Origin of the sequence: Streptomyces chiangmaiensis (genome assembly GCF_036281785.1) — a bacterium.
GTDB classification, from domain to species: domain Bacteria; phylum Actinomycetota; class Actinomycetes; order Streptomycetales; family Streptomycetaceae; genus Streptomyces; species Streptomyces chiangmaiensis.
Window position 1 is genome coordinate 1 of record NZ_JAYWVC010000020.1, and the last position, 17118, is coordinate 17118.

A 17118-nucleotide genomic window follows, 5' to 3' on the forward strand; every position below is an offset into this window, starting at 1 on the left:
CTGCCTCCCGACGAACTGCTGGCCCACCTCGATGACACCTTCCAGCGACTGGCCGAGCAAGACGCCGACGCCGCGGACCAGACCCCCACGGTCGTCGGCGCCACCTGTCTGTACGCCGTCTACGACCCGATCACCCGCCGGTGCACCATGGCACGGGCCGGGCACCCCCCGCCCGCGATCATCGACCCGCAGGGCCGGGTCACCTTCCCCGACCTGCCCACCGGAGCCCCACTCGGCCTCGGCCTCAGGCTGGTCCCCTTCGACGCCGTGGAAGTGGAACTGCCCGAAGGCAGCCTGCTCGCGTTCTACACCGACGGCCTGGTCGAATCCCGTGACGACGACATCGACATCGGGATGCACCGCCTCGGCACCGCCCTGGCACAACCCGAACGGTCCTTGGAAGACTTGTGCTCCTCAGTGATGGAAACCGTGCCGACTCAGGCACCATCCGACGACGTCACCTTGCTCCTTGTCCGGATCCACACACTCAACGCGGCCCACATTGCCTCCTGGGACCTGCCAACCGAGCCGGCCGTCGTCAGCACCGCCCGGCACCTGGCCGCCCATCAACTCAGCGAATGGGGACTGGAGCATCTCGTGCCCACCACGGAGCTGATCATCAGCGAACTGGTCACCAACGCTATCCACCACGGCGCCGGCCCGATCCGGCTACGGCTCATCCAGCACCAAGTCCTGACCTGCGAAGTCTTTGACAGCGGAAAGTGTTACCCGCGCCTGCGCCACGCCCGCATCGTCGACGAAAACGGCCGGGGACTGTTCCTGATTGCCCAGTTGTCCAGCAGGTGGGGCTTCCGCTCCGCAACGGGCGGCAAGCTCGTCTGGGTCGAGCAAGACCTGCCGTCCACACTGTAAAGCGGGGATCGATGAGGGCTTCCCCCTCGGTCCCCACGTCGGCACACCGATGCCGCCGCGGAGATCCTCCGCAACGACCGCCAGGCGGCGAGCCCGATGGCGCCACTCTTACACGACGTCCACCACCCCTGGGCTGGTGCCGTGAAACCGACTTCCCGTACCGCTTCAGAATGCCTTCACAGCCCGTGAGCTGCGGCTTTGTCGAGTGATCAACTTGCTCGGTGGTACTGATTGATGAGGCCTGCGACGGCTTGTCGGCGCTGGATCCGAGTTGCGGGCAGCGCGACAACACCCAGGATCAGGACGACCAGCGCAACGCTGCTGTCGTTGTCCCTCAGCCCTGCAAACTGGTCCGGTGACTCGATCTCGACGGTGCTTCCAAAGCTGAGCGCAATCAGCAGCCCAGCAAGCAGGACTAGGACCCCAGCCAGGCAGCCCCCAGCGAGTTTCAGGGCCGGGGTCGCTGCCGGAACTTCAGCCGAGTCGATTTGCTTCACCCGATCATCCAACCCGACATCACCGGATGACATCAACGTCGCCGGACCAGAACGGATCGGGATGGCCGCGACGGGACATGCGCGACGATACAACGATGCGCTGACGGGGAATGCACAGACCGCTTCGGCGTTCGCCGACCGACGGCTTCACCTGATTTCCCCGGTCTGCTGACGACCATGCTCCAGTGACGCCCTGCGCCGATGCGGAGGTGCGGCAGGAGCCCTTCGCCCGTTTATCGGCTGAACAATTCGAAGACGACGGCCGGCTTCCCGCCGAACCGGGCACTGTGCGCGCTGGTGCTGTCCGTCAGGAAGCGGCGTACGTATGTCTCGGGATCCTCGTCGGTCAATGTCTCGATGTATGCGCGATGCTCGAGCAGCGACAGCACTGCCTGCTCGAGACCCCGGTCCGCAGGCACTGCGTGGGTGGGGTTCGGGGAGTTGGCGACGGCGACCCACCGGACGCCATTCCACGGCGCAAGCTCCTGCTCAGCCAGTTCCGGGAAGATCCAGCGGTTGCCGGCGTCCGCTGCCGCGTCGAGGACGGCGCGCCCCACCGCCACGTGATCCGGGGTGTTCCAGGTACCCGACCCCCAGGTCGCATGGTGGTTCAGGGTGATCACCAACTCGGGCCGGTGGCGGCGGATGGCTGCGGCGATGTCGCGACGCAGCGAGATGCCGTACTCGATCGTGCCATCCCGGTGGTCGAGGAACTCCACCACGCGGACACCGACGACGGCGGCACTGGCACGCTGCTCTTTCTCCCGCAGCGGTCCAGATTCAGCCGGCGCCAGCGTGTCGATGCCCGCTTCGCCGCGTGTGGCGAGGACATAGGCGATCTCACGGCCGTCCTGGATCCAGGATGCGACAGCAGCCGAGCACCCATACTCCAGATCATCAGGGTGGGCCACCACGGCAAGGGCACGCTGCCAGTCGGCCGGCATCGGCTGCAGGGGCGGGAGATTCGAATCGGTCACAATACCTGCTTTCATGGATTGTTCCCGTGGTGGTGCGAGAACGGCCGGCGGGGCTGAGGGCCGCCGGAACTGCGAGCGGGCTCGACAGATAGACCAGACCGAGGGTTCTCGTGTGACGTATCTCCCGCCCGGCCTGCCCTGCGACGACCGCCCGGACACCCCACCGGGCCCAGGCACGAGGGCTGCTCGGACGCGGTGGCCACCCTGCTCGACAACTGCCAGGTCGCGACCGAGGGCGGCTCCGGCGACACCGGCTTCCTGGCATCGGCGGAGCTGTACAACCCTCGCACAGGCACCTCGCACACCACCGAGTCCATGCACGAAGCCCGCGAAACCACGACGGCCACGCTGCTCGACAACGGCAAGGTCCTCGTCGCCAGCGGCCACAACGACACTGGCGGCCTGACGTCATCGGAGCTGTACAACCCGAATGGTGCTTTGGGTACCGGCGCAGGTGCCCATCAGGGAAGCAGAGTTGAGGAAGCACAGGTCAACACGATGGACCTGTCTCGACTACATCGATCACTGACGTCGGTAAGAGCGCAGTTGTCACATCACGCTGGTCTCGTCGGTCAGTACGAAGACAGCGATTGCCGCCCGCAGCACAAGCCGGCAGTGGGCCCATGACTCATGCTGACAAGGACAAAACATGACTACTGAGTCCGCAGAGACGAGTGGAACCAACCGTCGCACGTTCCTGAGACGCGCGTCGGTCGCCGCGGCAGTTCCCACCGCCGCCTCGCTGCTCGGCGGCCTGTCGGGCACCGCTGCGGCGGCCGATTCGCCCAGCCTTCCCGACTATGCACCGATCCCCTCCGCATCGGTCGGGCCCGCGCTCAACGCCGACGGCTACTTCGTCGGACAGATCAAGGGCAACCTGTACTGGGTCACCGACTCCGGCTACCAGGCCATGTTCCTCACCACGCGGGAAGGGGTCGTGCTCGTCGATGCCCCGCCCACCATCGGGCACAATCTGCTGCGGGCCATCGAGGAAGTGACCCGCGCCAACGGCAGGCCTTCCAAGGTCACGCACCTGGTGTACTCCCACTCTCACACCGACCACATCGGAGCTGCTTCCCTATTCGGCAAGGACGTGGTGCGCATCGGCCACACCGAGAACCGCCGTCTGCTGCGCAGGAACGCCGACCCCAACCGTCCGGCCCCCACGGTGACCTTCGACGACCACTACGTCCTTGAAGTCGGCGGCGAGCGCCTCAAACTCGCCTACCACGGCCCGAACCACTCACCGGACAACATCTTCATCCACGCGCCCGACTACGCCACGCTCATGGTGGTCGACGTGTTCTATCCCGGATGGGTGCCCTTCAGGAACCTCGCCCAGTCCCAGGACATCCCCGACTGGATCAAGGCCCACGACATCGCCTTGAGCTACCCCTGGCAGACCTACATCGGCGGCCACCTCGGCCGCCTCGGCGTCCGTGCCGACGGCACCATCCAAAAGCAGTATGTCGCCGACCTCATGGCCAGCACCCGCGCTGCCTCCGCCTCGGTCGACCCCACCCCCTACTACGACAAGTACGGGCCGTCCGGTAACTCCTGGGCCATCTTCAAGGCTTACCTCGACGCCGTCGCGGCGGCAGCCGCCGCACCCGTCGCCGCCAAGTACGAAGGCGTCCTCGCTGCCGCAGACGTCCTCACCATCGACAACGCCGGCGCCATGCTCAATTCACTGCGCATCGACTTCGGCGAGCTCGGCCCCTTCGGCATCCGGCCGTAAAGCCCGGTGGTGGTAATCGACGAACCGTATCGAGCTGGGCTGGGCAGACCCAGGATCCACGCAGCCGATCTGCCGTCCTTCGCCTCCGTTCCTGGATGTCGGCGGTTCGAAACCGTCCGCGCCCACCAGGACAAAGGCCCCCGCAATGCATGATCGCGTGGGCCTCTGACGGCTGTCGTTGACGGCAGTCACCGGCGGCGCTTGAGCAGGCGGTCCATGTGGCCCATGGCTTCCCTGCGGCTGTCGTCACCGACGTGGGTGTAGACGTTCATGGTCACGGCGATCTGCGAGCGCCCCAGGATCTCCATCACGGTCCGGGGTGCCACTCCCGCGGCGAAGAGCAGGGAAGCGCAGTCATGCAACGACCTGATCGAGTTCCTGCGTCGCGCCGGACTCCCGGACGCTTGGGATCTTCTCGATGATCCGAATTGGCTTGAGTGGCGGGGAGGATGCGCGCATCCCTGACACGTTCAAACGAGACAGACCATGACGTATACGGCGGCCATCTCCCTCGGCGCCCCGAGTCGACAAGGAGGTACGGCAGCGAGATCATGGACGAGAACGCTAGGCCACCCTCTGGTGGGGCGGTGGCCGTCATCGGATACGGGCTGTGCGCAGGAGGGGCCCATGGCTCTCCCGGCCTCAAGGCTCCGGGCGGTGAAAGCGCACTCAGACGCGCATGTTCATCTTCATTCGCCCCGTCCCGCGTGTTTCGAACCCTCCGGGCCTGCATTCGGTTCCGTATGCCCCGAAGGAAAGGCAGAACAGTGAACGGACGTATTCGCCTCGGCGCGTTGGCACCTCTGATGGTGTCCTCTCTGGCACTCGGCTCGGTGCCCTTCACGGCCGGCTCCGCCCAGGCGGTCGTGCCTACGGCCACATGTAGCGTGACAAAACGCACCAGCGATATGGCCAATATCGCCGGACAGGGGTTCACACCAGGGTCGACCGTGAGAGTCCTGATTGGCGGAATCAGTTCCGGCTCCTTCACGATCGGGGCTACGGGAACGATCGCTGTTGGCATAACTGGGAAGGTCGGGGTCGTAAGCCTGCAGGAGGAGGGCGGAGCAAAGGTCATATGCGGCACGATCCAGCAGGCCGAGCAGAAGGAATCTCAAGACCAGTACAAGAAGGGCTTCCTGGACGGCTTCAACGCCGCCAAGGCAACCTGCAAGGCGCAGGCGCCGCAAGGTGTGACCGCGGTGGACCCCAACTACGAGAAGGGCTTCAACGCGGGCGCGGCTGCCGCGATCGCCAAGTACTGCTGAGGACTGGCAGGCCCTGAAAACCGCCGGTTCCCACGTCGATCATCGACCGGATGACTAGCCAAATGTGCGACCAGGTCTGCGGCGACGAGGGTTGTGGCGTCGGGCCGGTTGTACGGCAGGGTCGTGGCGACCGGAAGAGCCACGAGCGAGGCGACCCCCTGCAGGACGGTGGAAATCTCCTCGTTGCCACCGCTACTCCTTGTCCGTCCAACCTGCCACAGCCTCGCCAACCGCTCGGCCTGGCCAACGAGTTGGCTATGTCAGGGCTTACGCTGATCAGTGCGGGGGTGTCGGCGTCTTGCGTTGTCGGGCCAGATCATGATCCTGGCCGCGCAATCAACTCGCCTGAAAAGGGAAGGTCGGTTCGACCCCCGGCCCCGGTCACAACCGCCACGCGCAGTACAGAGCGTTTTCGCCTGCCGGGGTCGTGCGCGGCCCGAGTGTCACCGGTCCGGCGCGGGGGTGACGGTGAACAGGTCGCCGGGCAGGCAGTCGAGGGCTTCGCAGATCCGGGTGAGAGTGGAGAAGCGGATGGCCCTGGCCCGGTTGTTCTTGAGGATCGAGAGGTTCACGACCGTCACGCCCACGCGAGCGGCGAGGTCGGTCAGGGTCATCTCGCGTTCGGCGAGCAGCGCGTCGAGGTGGCAGACCACGCGGTGCGGTTCTTCTGCGGGATCGGGTGCCATGTCAGACGAGCCCCTCGACGTCCCGGGCCAGTTCGCCGCCGCGGCGGAAGGCTTCCGCGAACGCCAGCACCAGGAGTGGCAGCAGCAGATTCCGGACCATCGAGCCGATGAGATTCACCGGTGGGGCCATGACCGGGCTGTGCGCCCCGGCCAGACCCACGCGGTGCAGGACGAGGCTCGCGGCTGCCGAGGTCAGCACCCCGGGGACCACTCCGGCCACCCAGATTGCTCCGGCCAGGCCGGCGATCCGTCTGGGGTTGCCGGATTCGAAGGGCCGCCCGGCCGCGATCGACTGCAGGATCCGGTGGCGGGGACCCCGTCCTCCAGCTGTACCGGCCGCCTGGCGTACGGTCAGCGGCCGGGCTGGCGTTGCGTGATCTCCTGAAGCAGCCAGCCGTTGCCGTCCGGGTCGCTGAAGGTGGCGTAGGAGGCGTAGGAGGTGCGGTCGGGGTGCGGGCCGGCGATCCGCTCCTGGCCGGCGCCGCGGTGGACGGCGTCTCCGGCCGTGTGGCCGTGGTGGAGAAGTCCTCCGGCGTCGTGGAACACCTCGCTTACCTTGATGCCGCGGCCGACGAGCTCCGCGCGCGCCTCTTCGACATCCGAGACGATGAGGTACAGGCCCTGGACCGAGCCGGGGGCGACGGAGATCATTCCCTTGCCGAAGAGGATCGAGCACGCGGAGCCGGGCGGTGTGAAGTGCACCAACCGGTAGTCGTCACTGAACGTGTTGTCGACGTCCAAGCGGAATCCCGCCGCCTCGTAGAAGTTCTTGGCCCGATCGACGTCGGAGACGGGCAGCACAATGGCTTCGAGCTTCAGATCCATCTTGTTCACCTTCGTGGAATCGGATTCCGAGAGAATGCGATATCAGTCGAGCAGGTGGAGGCCCGGGACTCGTTTGTCGCAACGATGGCTATAGCGATCACGTCCCCGTCGAATTGCCGCAGCCGATGAAGCCGCAGGACGACACAAAATGAGGCATTACCAGTGGTAAGCAGGCTTGGAGAGGCAGCCGATGCGCGCCTTGTCAGTGTGCCTCGGGCGTGACTGGTGCGCATTCTGAAGGAACGGCGCGCCGTCTTTCCGTGCTCGGCCGGGTGTGAGGCGGTGGAGCTTTGCCCATACCCGGGCCGCAGCCCCTCGGAGAAGCGTCGGTGAACGGTCTTGGCCTCCTCCCGATCGCACGGCGCGGTGCTGCAGCGGCTTCCACCGTGGCTGCTGCGGGGCCCGAGTCCACCGGCAGGGCCCGCGGCGCGTCGCCCGGCTGGATGAGCCATGCGTGCCCGGTGTCGGTGGTGCGCAGCGCCACCGGCGCGCAAGGGGCGCCCCACCGACGCCGAAGACCCCGTACCTGGCTGGTCCGGGGCCTTCGACGGGGTGTTCAGGGTGGCTACTTGGTGATCGTCACCGTCGTCTGGCTCGTTGCGGCCGTGTGCAGGCCGTCGCCCTTGTACGTGGCGGTGTAGGTGATGTCACCCGTCCCGCGCGGGCGTTCCGTGAAGGTGAACTCGCCCGTCGCCGTGGAGACGGGGAAGGTGCCGACCGGAGTGCCGGCCGGGTGTTCCGCGTCCGTGCGGGTCACCTCCACCGTCGTGCCCGCCGGGAAGGGCTCCGCCGCCGACAGCCGGCCGGTGACGGTCAGGTCCTTGCCCTTGCGGGAGGTCGCGGGCGCCTGGACGTCGAGGGTGGTGTCCAGCTTGCCGGCGTCCGGGAGGACGTGGAGTGTGGGGGCGCTGCCGTAGGAAAAGCCCGTGATCGCGAAGAGGCGGTTCTCGTCCGGGGCCCAGGCGAGGCCGTCGCGCTGGAGGTCGTTCACGCCGTACTCGTGGAGCGACGGCCAGGTGGAGCCCGGGCGGTAGGTCTTCACGAAGTCGCCGACCGCGCCCGTCGCCACCGTTCCGTCGGTCGCCACGGCCACCGCGTTCGGGAACTGCCAGCTCGAGTAGGAGCCGTTCGACGAAAGGTCCGACAGGCGGACGATCTGGTGGTCGTATGGGTTGTTCGCCGCCACGACGATGTTCTGGCCGTCCGCCGTCACCGCGAAGTCGTTGAGGAACGAGATCGACGGCGACGAGGTGAAGAGACGCTCGGCGCGCTTCTGCAGGCCCCCGGTCGCTGTGTCGTAGACGGCCAGGGTGGCCGGGCTGACGCCCTCCTCGCCCGCCACCAGGACGTCCGGGTCGGCGGGGGACGATGCCAGGGCCGGGGCGTAGTACCAGTACCGGCCGCTCGGGACGAGCGTCGCCGCGGGGTCCGCAGAGGCCACGTCGAGCGAGCCGATGCCGCCGCTGCTGCCGACCGTGTAGCCGAACCACAGCTTGCCGCCCGCCATCGCCAGGTTCTGCGGCGAGGTGTCCGAGCCGGTCGGGTAGCGATGGGTCTCGGTGAGGGTGGCGGTGTCGATCTCGGCGATCGCGCCGGCCGTCGAAAGGGCCACGTACAGTGTGCTGGAATCCGCCGAGAGCGCGAGGCCCGCGGCCCCCTCCTCGGCGGTGATCTGCTGGACAACAGTGCCCGCGTAGTCGGTGACGACGATGCTGCCGCCGGTCGGGTCGCTGACGAACACCCGGTCGTGCACTCCGTCGACAACGATGTCCCGGAACGAGGCGCTGGGGAGCGCCACGCTCGTCTCCTCGGCCGTGGCTGTCACCGTCCCCGCCCCGATCAGGGTCAGCGAGCCGATCAGTGCCACTGCCACCGCGACGGCGGTGCGTTTCTGGATGCGCAAGTGAACAAAACCTCCTCGGAGTTGGGGCGGTCGTTTTCGACCTCCCGTTCGAATAGCGCACAGTGGTGAGCATGTGTCACTCGGAGGTCACCGACACCTCACGCCGCACCCGGCGGCTCGGATCCGCACACACTGCTCCCGCCGCCGGGGGGGCCATGAGACGAAAGCGGCGCGATGGTGCGTGCGGCGGCCCGAACCGAAGGTGATGGAGTGGCCGTGCGCGGGCATGACGACAACCTCGGCCGACAGCTGACCGCAGTTGCGCGGGACCGAGGTCGTGGGGTTCCTGGGCCGGTTCGAATGAGGTCGAGCGCCCGAGCACCCCACGCGTCGGCGGTTCCGCAGGGAGTCGGGCGGGGCCTTCCTCGTGTCGGGCAGCCGTCGTGCGCGGCTTCGGCCGCCCGACCGCATGCGAAGACCCCGGCCGCTCGCGGCCGGGGTCTTCGGTGTCGGCTCGTCAGGCCTCCCGTGACGGCTGCTCGTGCGCGTGCTTCAGGCGCATCCGCGCGTCCACCGTGTCCTCGGTGGTCACGTCCGCCCAGAAGCGGTGGCAGGAGACGAAGACCGCGAGCTCCCGCTCGCGCTGCCGGAGCTTCTCCACCTCGGCCTGTTCGTCCTCCGTCCAGCCCGGGGAGGCGGGGCGCTCCACCTTGCGCCAGCCGGTGTCGTCGCTGAATCCGTCCAGCGGTTCCACCGACCAGGGAAGCCGCTTCAGCAGGGCCAGGAGCTCCGCCCGGACCTGATGCAGCTCCTCCTGACCGGCGAGGAGGTCACTCGGAAAGTCATAGGTCGCAGCCACGCCGCAATGCTACGCCTGTTCGATTTTGGGGCGCGAGCCGCTTTGTGCGGTTCACTCGAACGATTGGGCCAAGGGCGCCGGCCTGCGATTGCTTCCTTACTGGCCCCCCTTTCAGGCCGTTTTCGGCTGGTTTTTCGGCCCCTCCTTCCCGTATTTCTTCAGGGCAGGCTGTTCAGGTGCAACTGGACAGGTGTACCTGAAGGAATTAGCGTGAGGGCTGTGGAGCAGAACACCGAGGGCGTCTCCGAGTCCGCCGCCCGCGCGGCGCGTGACCTGCGGGTCGTGTTCAGCCGCCTGCGACGGCGCATCCGGGAGGTCGCCGGGGACGAGGGCCTCACACCCTCCCAGGTGTCCGCGCTCACCCTGGTCGGCAAGGGCGGTGCCGCCACCGCCAGCACCCTGGCGTCCGCCGAGGGTGTCCGTCCGCAGTCGATGGCCGCCACGCTCGGCGTCCTCGAACAGCACGGCCTGATCCGGCGCAGCCCCGACCCCGACGACGGCCGCCGCCAGCTCGTCACCCTCACCGATGCGGGCCGCGAGCGCGTCGAGGGCGACCGGCAGGCCCGTCAGGAGTGGCTCGCCCGCGCCTTGGAGGACCGCTACACGGAAGAGGAGCGCCAGACGATCGTCGCGGCGCTCTCTTTGATGGAACGGCTCACCCGGACGTGATGGCGAAGCTCGTCCCCGCGGCCGGAACGCATCGCCTCCGCCGCAGGGTTGCGACGCACTTTCATGTACCTCGGCTCCCCGCCGCCGACGCGGCGTTCTTCGCCCACGGCGCCGACACGGCAGGGCTGCACGATCCGGCCCTGTTCATGACGGCGGGATCCGCACCTGCTCGTACCGGTCGCCCTGCCGGATCGTTCCCTCTCCGCCCTCACCCCACCTCCGGAAAGGCCTGAGCCATGGCTCTCACCGCCCTCGACCCGCGTACCGCCCTGGTCGTGATCGACCTCCAGAACGGCATCGCGGCCATGCCCGTCCAGCCCCACAGCGGTGCCGAGGTGGTGGCCCGCACCGCCGAACTCGCCGACGCCTTCCGGGCCCGGAACCTCCCGGTCGTCCTGGTCCGCGTCTCCTTCGCCGCCGACGGTGCCGACGCGGTTCCCGGCCGCACCGAGCAGCAGCGTGGCGCCCGTTCCCACCCCGAGGGCTGGGACGTCATCGTCGACGAACTCTCCGGGCACCCGGGCGACACCCACGTCACCAAGCGCAACTGGGGCGCCTTCCACGGCACTGGCCTCGACGTCCAGCTGCGCCGCCTCGGGGTCACCCAGATCGTGCTGACCGGCATCGCCACCAGCATCGGCGTCGAGTCCACCGCACGTGCCGCCTACGAGCACGGCTACCACGTCACGCTCGCCACCGACGCGATGTCCGACGCCGACATCGAGGCCCACCGGGGCAGTGTCGAGCGGATCTTCCCGCGCCTCGGCGAGACGGGTACGACGGCCGAGATCCTGGAGCTGCTGGCCAAGACCCACGCGGTCTGACCCGCCCCCGCCGCCCGGCGACGGGCCCCACAAGGCAGCTACCTTGATCCCCGTGACCCTCGATGATCTGCGTGTCTTCGTCGCCGTCTGCCGGGCCGGAAGCCTCAGTGCCGCGGCCCGGGAGCTGGGATGCACCCAGTCGGCCGTCAGCCAGCATGTACGGCGGCTGGAGCGTGAGGTGGGGGTCGGCCTCGTGGAGCGGCAGTCGCGCGGAGTGCTCCCCACCCGGGCCGGGCGCGTGCTTCGCCAGGCCGCCGAGGAAGGAATGTCCGGGCTCGACCTGGCGCTGCGCAGGCTTGCGGAGATCGCGCGAGGCGACGGCGGCGTCGTACGGATCGCCACCGGCAGTGTCACCGTGCGGCACTTCATGGCGGCGGCGGTGGCCGAGTTCCGGCGGCTCCATCCCCGGGTCAGTCTGGAGTTCCGGACCGAGAGCTCGAGCCGGGGGTGCTTCGACGCGCTCCGGGAGCCCGGGCTCGATCTTGCCTGGGTGACGCTCGGGGCGCCCTTGCGGGGAATCGAACAACGCCCCGTCGTCCGCCTTCCCTGGGTGCTCGCGGTACCTGTGGACGACGAACTCGCCGGGCGGGAGCGGGTCGAGGCCGTCGACCTGGCGGGGCTGCGGCTGATCGGGCTGCCCGAGGGGTCGACCTCGCGTGCCCAGCTCGAGGCCTCCTGCGCGGAGTTGGGGATACCGGCGGCCGCCTCCGACACCAGCGTCGCCGACTGGGACACGGCCATCCTGCTCGCCGAACTCGGCGTCGGCCATGCGGTCGTGCCCGATCTGCCCGGCTGGCGTGCCGACGAGCGGCCGGGGCTGCGGTTGGTCCCGGTGCCCGAACTGCCGCCGCTCACCGTCGGCTGGGCGGTGCGGCGCTGGGACACCCTTTCCCCGTCCGCCCACGCCTTCGCGGACACGGTCACCCGGCACAACACCGGGAGCTGACCGGGCTCCCGGGCCTTCAGGAGCCCGACCCGGCACTGCGGCCCCGGACATCACACGGTGCGCCCCGGTCCCCAGGAGTCCAGGAAGGACCAGCCCAGCTCCCGAACCAGCCGTGTCGCCACCGGCACCGCCACCTCGTGCCGCTCGGCCGCACGCAGCAAAGCGCCGCCGATCGCGTCCAGTTCGAGTGGCCGGTCCGCCTCTGCGTCGCGCTGCATCGACGACTTCATCTCCGCCGGAAGCGCGTCGTACCGGGCCAGGGCCGCCGTCGGGTCCGCGGCCGCACCGCTCGCCCGGGCGACCGCCGCCGTCTCCTCCACCAGCGCGACCAACTCCTCGCGGTACCGGGTGCGGACGCCGCCCAGCGGTACCCCGTAGCGCGTCGTCAGCAGCGCGAACGGTGCGAGGAAGGCCATCTTTGCCCACAGGGCCGCCGCCTCCCCGTCCAGGACGCGGACTCGCACCCCCGCCCACTCCAGGGCCCCGGCCAGCCGGTCGAGACGGTCTCGCGCCACTGTCTCCCCGGTCAGATCGACCTCCACGAACGGACTGTCGTGCTCGATCACCCCGGGCGCGACACGGGTCGACTCGACACGGATGACGGCGGGGGCCAGCCGCCCGACCCCGTAGCGCTCGCGCAGTACCGCCGGGTGTTCCACGCCGTTCAACAGCGGTACGACCAGGGCGTCCTCGTCCAGCTTCTTCGCCGGTACGCGCTCCAACGCGGCGTCGAGCGCGGTGTGCTTCACCGCGACGATCACGATGTCGGCAGGCTCGCGCAGCTCCGTGTCCGCCTCCACCCGTGCGGTGAAGGGGCCGTAGTGGCCGCTGCGGACGCGAATGCCGTTCTCGCGCAGCGCCCGCGCGGTCCCGTCGCCCGCGAGGCAGGTCACCCGGAGCCCGGTGCGAGCCAGCAGCGCGGCCAGCAGCCCGCCGACACCGCCGGGGCCCAGGACCGCCACCCTGAGGTCGTCGTTCGCCATGTTCCGTCCCCGCTCCTCGCCATGTGCCCCCGTGGCCGGGGACCCCTCGGCGAGGATCACAAGGGGCCTGGAGTCCAGTCAATCCTCGGGGAAACTTGCCGATCCCCAAGAATCTGCTTGGGGATCCGGTCACAGTCGTACCGAGGACCCCGGTTCCAGCAGGTGCAGACGGTCCGCCAGGCCGGCGTCCGCGAACGCCTTCGTGAGCGTGGCGGCGCCCTCGGTGAAGTGGGCCCAGTGTTCGAAGTGCAGCGGAACCACATGCCGGGCGCCGAGGATGCGGGTCGCCTCGGCGGCCGCCTCACTGGTCAGCGTCAGCGGGGCGTCCGGGACGAGCGGGGTACGGGCGGCGCCGGCGAACAGCACGGCCACGTCGAACGGGCCGAGGCGATCGGCGATCCCGCGGACCACGTCGAGGGAGGCGTTGTCCCCGCTGACGTACACCGTGGGCAGGCCCTCGCCGGACAGGACGAAGCCGGTGACCTCGCCGACGACCGGCTCGCTGCCCTCGGGCCCGTGCAGCGCGGGCACGGCCGTCACACGCAGCACCCCGCCACCGGGGCGTGCGAGCTCCGTATGCCCCCAGGAGGGCAGGGCCTGCACGGGTGGGCCGACGCGGTCGTGTGCCGACGCGGTGGACAGGGCCAGCGGAGCCTCGGCCAGGTAGCGGCGGCCCGCCGCGTCCAGGTTGTCCGGGTGCTGGTCGTGCGAGAGGAGGACGCCGTCGACCGGGCCGATCTCCGTCTCCGGGAGGGCGGGACCGGCCGTCTTGACCAGGCTGCGCGAGCCGATGGGGTATGCGCCCGGTGCGTCGAAGGTGGGATCGGTGAGCAGGCGTACACCGTCCAGTTCGATGACGGCGGTGGGGCCGCCCACATAGAGAATGTCGACAGTGATCACACCGTGCACAATCCGGCGCGGTGCACGGGTATTCCCCCCGGGTTCCCGCGAGAGCGGGACCGTGCGGGCCGATGGGGCCACACTGGACCCATGTGCCGCAGTATCAAGACGCTCCGACCGCCCGCCATCCCCGAGGACGCCACGGAGGAGGAGATCCGCGCCGCAGCGCTCCAGTTCGTGCGCAAGGTCTCCGGCTTCCGCGCCCCGGCCGCCCACAACCGCGAGGTCTTCGACCACGCGGTGGACGTGATCGCCGCGGCCACCGCGGAACTGCTCGACGGTCTGGAGGTGCGGGGCCGGTCCCGGGAGGCTACTTCCGCGGTGCCGGGCGGCGCATGAGACAGGTCGCGCCCGCGCCCGCCGCGAACAGGGCCCCCACCGAGACGGCCGTTGCCAGCCAGGTCGCGCCCAGCCACTGGCCGCCGAAGTAGCCGAGGGCCACGCTGTAGGCGGCCCAGGCGATACCGGCGAGCGCCGACCAGGGCACGAAGTCGCGGGCGCGGCGATGGGTGGCGCCCGCTCCGAGGGAGACGACCGAGCGGCCCGCGGGCGCGAACCGGGCGAGGATCACCAGTGCGCCGCCGCCCCGGGCGAGCGCCGTTCCGAGACGTTGCTGGGCGTGGGTCAGCCGGCGCGAGCGGGCGATCGCGCGGTCCAGGCGGGCGCCGCCGTGCCAGGCCAGGCGGTATGCCACGAGGTCGCCCAGGACCGAGGCCGTCGCCGCGCACAGGAGAAGCGCGAGGATGTCCGGCGTGTGCCCCACGGCCGACCCGGCCGCCGCGGCGGTCGCCGCCGCGATGACCAGGACGCCGCTCGGCAGGAGGGGCAGGAAGACGTCCAGCAGGACCGACGCGGCCACCGCGGGGTAGATCCAGGGGCTGTCGGCCAGCGACCCCACACTCTCCAACACCGGAACTCCCCGTACGACTCCCCAGAGGCAACTGCGTGCCGCGATCTCGCGGGGGAGCGGCAGGAAGAGGCCTTTCGACAGCCGTACAGCGTACGCCTGGCTGTGACGGCAGATGCACCAGGGGCCGGTGAGGCCGGCTCGGACGGTCCGGCCGCCGGGGCCACGGCGGAGTCACGCTCCGTGACGGCCGGGAAGGGGGCCGCGGCGGTCCGGGCAGAGCGGGCCGGCCTGCGGAAGTGCGCGTACCTCGTCCCGCCGACGCAGTGGCCTCGGCACCACGGGTGCCGAGGCCGTGCCGCGGTGGGCGCGATGCGGGCCGGCTACTGATCGATGTGTGCGAGTTCGCCCTGTGGCCGGGCGGCCGGCCGCGCTCGCGGATCCGACTCCGGCGCCGCCGCGCGCAGGAGCGCGCGTGCCACCGCGTCGGCGTCGGACAAAGTGACCGAATCCACCCCGGGCCGGGCGCCCGCCGCGGTCACCCAGTGCACGCCCTCGGTGGGCACGCCGAAGGCGAACCGGCGTGGATGGGCGATGCCCCGACGGTCGATCAAACGGTAGGGACGCGATGTCACGTCCACACCTCCGGTCTCGTAGCCGCCCACGGTGTGCGGACGGCATCCGCCCGCGCGAAACAGACCACCGAGGAGTTCGTCCGCCGTGCGCCGCAGATCGGGCTCGGGCAGCCGCGCCTCGACGAGCGTGCGGACGCGGACGGCCGAGCCGGGGACCGCGGCGGAGCGGGCAACCCATGTGCCGGGCTCGGCCCGCACCTCCAGGCCCGGGCCCACCACCTCCAGTACGCCCGCTTCGATCAGCGCCGTCATCTCCTCGATCCGCCGCCTGGGCGGACCGATGGACAAGAAGGCGTTGAGCGGGGTGTACCAGCGGTCCAGGTCGTCGCGGCGGGAGTCGCCGGACAGACCGCCGTGGTCGACGATCAGCCGCAGTTCGTTGCGCAGGTCGCGCAGCACGTCCAGGGCGGCCTTGAGCGGGCCCTCGACATTGCCGAGCGCGGCCTGGGCGGCGTCCTCGCGGAGGTGGCCGAGCAGCCAGCTGCGCCATGCGGCGGGAGAGCCGAAGGTCCGCCCTGTGTACGGGCGGGCGACGCGGTCCCAGCACCAGCGGTCGTCGCGCGGTATGCCGAACTCGTCGAGGACGGCGCTCTCCTCGGCGCCGTCCGGGCCGGTGGCGAGAAACCGGTCCCGGAAACCGGCGCGTCGGGCCGGCCCGCGGGCCAACAGCGCCTCGTAGTAGACCGTCTCCACCTCCTTCGCCACCAACGGCCATATCTCGGCCTTGAACTCCGGCGCCTCCCCGGAGTCCGCGCGCTTGCGGAACCGGGCTATCACCTCGTCGGTCAGCAGCAGCGGCGTATGGCGGCCGTGCGGCCCCTTCGCGTTGTCGCCGCGCGCCTGGTACGGGACACCTCGGCGGGAACCGGCGTACAGGCGCGGCTCGTGGCCCGAGGGCCGGTAGCGCAGCCCGTCGGGGGTGCGGACGAAACGGCCGCCGCGACCCGTCGTCAGCAGGGCCGTGTGGTCGAAGAAGTTGAGGCCCAGGCCACGCAGCAGAACCGGTTCGCCGGGCGTGAGCGGGGAGAGGTCGACGTCCGCCGGGTTGGCGGGAGGGATGTGGCGCAGGCCGTACCGGGCCGCGTGCGCGGTGAGCCGGCGCCGGCCGGGAACGGCGACCGAGGGCAGGTGGCCCTGGGCGAGGACAACGGCGGACAGACCGGCGAGGGTGCGGCCGGTGGACAGGGTGAGGATCTGGCGGCCGTCCGGCGCCTCGGCGAGGCGTATCGCGCGGGCGGTGTGCACCTCGATCCGGAGCGCGTCCGGAGCGCCGTCCACCACATGGGCGAACACCCACTCCAGGTAACGGCCGTACTGGGCGCGGGTGGGGTAGTCGTCCGGCCCCAACCCGCCCTGCGCGGGCCCCGCTTCATGGCTGCCCGGGCGGCCCCGTCCATCCGTGGCCGCTGCGCCGTCGCGCGCCCACTCGTACAGGCTCGGCCCCGGCCGGATGGGCCCCGCGCACTCCACGCTCTCGTCGGTGAACAGCGTCACCTGGCAGGCCACCGTGTTCATCAGCAGCTCCGGGGACTGCGCGGTGCGCCAGACCCGGCCCGGCCCCGGCGGTGCCGGGTCCACGACGTGCACGGTCAACCGCGTACCGGGCGGAAGGAGTTCCACGGCGGAGGCGCACAGGCGCTCCAGAACGCTCGTGCCCCGCGGCCCCGCGCCGACGACGGCTACGGAGAGGGGTACGGATTCCACGGTCACGGTGGACAAAACGGGTGACTCCCGGGCGTGTGGGGGGC

At 70.0% G+C, this 17118-nt stretch carries 19 protein-coding genes and 1 pseudogene; 8 read left to right on the forward strand and 12 right to left on the reverse strand.

What is annotated here, in order from left to right; all coding sequences use genetic code 11:
- The coding region (locus VXC91_RS09230; RefSeq protein WP_329506503.1) for an ATP-binding SpoIIE family protein phosphatase at window positions 1-873 on the forward strand (873 nt) is incomplete at its 5' end.
- Window positions 874-1082: 209 nt separating this feature from the next.
- Here VXC91_RS09230 and VXC91_RS09235 read toward each other — a convergent pair.
- Window positions 1083-1370, reverse strand: coding sequence for a hypothetical protein (locus VXC91_RS09235; protein ID WP_329506504.1), 288 nt, complete (start codon window positions 1368-1370; stop codon window positions 1083-1085).
- 233 nt (window positions 1371-1603) lie between these two features.
- Window positions 1604-2347 carry a PIG-L deacetylase family protein gene (locus VXC91_RS09240; RefSeq protein WP_329506506.1) on the reverse strand — a complete coding sequence of 248 codons (744 nt, stop codon included), beginning with the start codon at window positions 2345-2347 and terminating at the stop codon, window positions 1604-1606.
- Between the two features lie 195 nt (window positions 2348-2542).
- Here VXC91_RS09240 and VXC91_RS09245 point away from each other — a divergent pair, with 195 nt between their 5' ends.
- Window positions 2543-2974, forward strand: a complete 432-nt coding sequence (locus tag VXC91_RS09245) for a Kelch repeat-containing protein (protein WP_329506507.1) — start codon at window positions 2543-2545, stop codon at window positions 2972-2974.
- Window positions 2975-2996: 22 nt separating this feature from the next.
- Window positions 2997-4085: an MBL fold metallo-hydrolase gene (locus VXC91_RS09250; protein ID WP_329506508.1), complete on the forward strand. Its 1089-nt coding sequence runs from the start codon at window positions 2997-2999 to the stop codon at window positions 4083-4085.
- Between the two features lie 188 nt (window positions 4086-4273).
- Here the strand turns inward: VXC91_RS09250 and VXC91_RS09255 are convergent.
- Window positions 4274-4444: pseudogene (locus VXC91_RS09255) on the reverse strand (site-specific integrase); the annotation flags it as partial.
- Between the two features lie 408 nt (window positions 4445-4852).
- Here VXC91_RS09255 and VXC91_RS09260 point away from each other — a divergent pair.
- Window positions 4853-5353: a hypothetical protein gene (locus VXC91_RS09260; RefSeq protein WP_329506510.1), complete on the forward strand. Its 501-nt coding sequence runs from the start codon at window positions 4853-4855 to the stop codon at window positions 5351-5353.
- A 443-nt stretch (window positions 5354-5796) separates the two neighbouring features.
- On the opposite strand, the gene VXC91_RS09265 is transcribed toward VXC91_RS09260, so the two are convergent.
- The 5 genes from VXC91_RS09265 to VXC91_RS09285 all read right to left on the reverse strand — a co-directional run bounded on the left by VXC91_RS09265 (window position 5797) and on the right by VXC91_RS09285 (window position 9566).
- Complete coding sequence (locus VXC91_RS09265) at window positions 5797-6039, reverse strand: helix-turn-helix domain-containing protein (protein ID WP_329506512.1); 243 nt, start codon at window positions 6037-6039, stop codon at window positions 5797-5799.
- Between the two features lies 1 nt (window position 6040).
- Window positions 6041-6259 carry a hypothetical protein gene (locus tag VXC91_RS09270; RefSeq protein WP_329506513.1) on the reverse strand — a complete coding sequence of 73 codons (219 nt, stop codon included), beginning with the start codon at window positions 6257-6259 and terminating at the stop codon, window positions 6041-6043.
- 131 nt (window positions 6260-6390) lie between these two features.
- A complete protein-coding gene (locus VXC91_RS09275; RefSeq protein WP_329506515.1) occupies window positions 6391-6864 on the reverse strand; it encodes a VOC family protein in 474 nt (157 codons plus the stop codon).
- Window positions 6865-7429: 565 nt separating this feature from the next.
- Entirely contained in the window at window positions 7430-8767 is a 1338-nt protein-coding gene (locus VXC91_RS09280) for a YncE family protein (RefSeq protein ID WP_329506517.1), read from the reverse strand.
- Window positions 8768-9224: 457 nt separating this feature from the next.
- The gene (locus VXC91_RS09285; RefSeq protein ID WP_329506519.1) at window positions 9225-9566 is read right to left on the reverse strand and encodes a hypothetical protein; all 342 of its coding nucleotides are present in this window, start codon (window positions 9564-9566) and stop codon (window positions 9225-9227) included.
- A gap of 219 nt (window positions 9567-9785) precedes the next feature.
- On the opposite strand from VXC91_RS09285, the gene VXC91_RS09290 reads away from it, so the two are divergent.
- From VXC91_RS09290 to VXC91_RS09300, 3 genes are all read left to right on the forward strand, one after another.
- Window positions 9786-10235 carry a MarR family winged helix-turn-helix transcriptional regulator gene (locus VXC91_RS09290; RefSeq protein WP_329506601.1) on the forward strand — a complete coding sequence of 150 codons (450 nt, stop codon included), beginning with the start codon at window positions 9786-9788 and terminating at the stop codon, window positions 10233-10235.
- A gap of 236 nt (window positions 10236-10471) precedes the next feature.
- On the forward strand, window positions 10472-11059 hold the full coding sequence (locus VXC91_RS09295) for a hydrolase (RefSeq protein WP_329506520.1): 588 nt from the start codon (window positions 10472-10474) through the stop codon (window positions 11057-11059).
- Between the two features lie 52 nt (window positions 11060-11111).
- Window positions 11112-12005, forward strand: coding sequence for a LysR family transcriptional regulator (locus VXC91_RS09300; protein WP_329506521.1), 894 nt, complete (start codon window positions 11112-11114; stop codon window positions 12003-12005).
- Window positions 12006-12055: 50 nt separating this feature from the next.
- Here VXC91_RS09300 and VXC91_RS09305 read toward each other — a convergent pair whose 3' ends face one another.
- Window positions 12056-12988 carry a ketopantoate reductase family protein gene (locus VXC91_RS09305; protein ID WP_329506522.1) on the reverse strand — a complete coding sequence of 311 codons (933 nt, stop codon included), beginning with the start codon at window positions 12986-12988 and terminating at the stop codon, window positions 12056-12058.
- A 129-nt stretch (window positions 12989-13117) separates the two neighbouring features.
- On the reverse strand, window positions 13118-13885 hold the full coding sequence (locus VXC91_RS09310) for an MBL fold metallo-hydrolase (protein ID WP_329506603.1): 768 nt from the start codon (window positions 13883-13885) through the stop codon (window positions 13118-13120).
- 93 nt (window positions 13886-13978) lie between these two features.
- Between VXC91_RS09310 and VXC91_RS09315 the strand changes: the two genes are divergently transcribed.
- Window positions 13979-14227: a DUF2277 domain-containing protein gene (locus VXC91_RS09315; RefSeq protein ID WP_329506524.1), complete on the forward strand. Its 249-nt coding sequence runs from the start codon at window positions 13979-13981 to the stop codon at window positions 14225-14227.
- Here the strand turns inward: VXC91_RS09315 and VXC91_RS09320 are convergent.
- Window positions 14199-14798 carry a DedA family protein gene (locus tag VXC91_RS09320; protein ID WP_329506526.1) on the reverse strand — a complete coding sequence of 200 codons (600 nt, stop codon included), beginning with the start codon at window positions 14796-14798 and terminating at the stop codon, window positions 14199-14201. The two genes, VXC91_RS09315 and VXC91_RS09320, sit on opposite strands and share 29 nt — an antisense overlap.
- Window positions 14799-15118: 320 nt before the next feature.
- A complete protein-coding gene (locus VXC91_RS09325) occupies window positions 15119-17089 on the reverse strand; it encodes an FAD/NAD(P)-binding protein (RefSeq protein ID WP_408057355.1) in 1971 nt (656 codons plus the stop codon).
- Window positions 17090-17118: the final 29 nt, after the last annotated feature.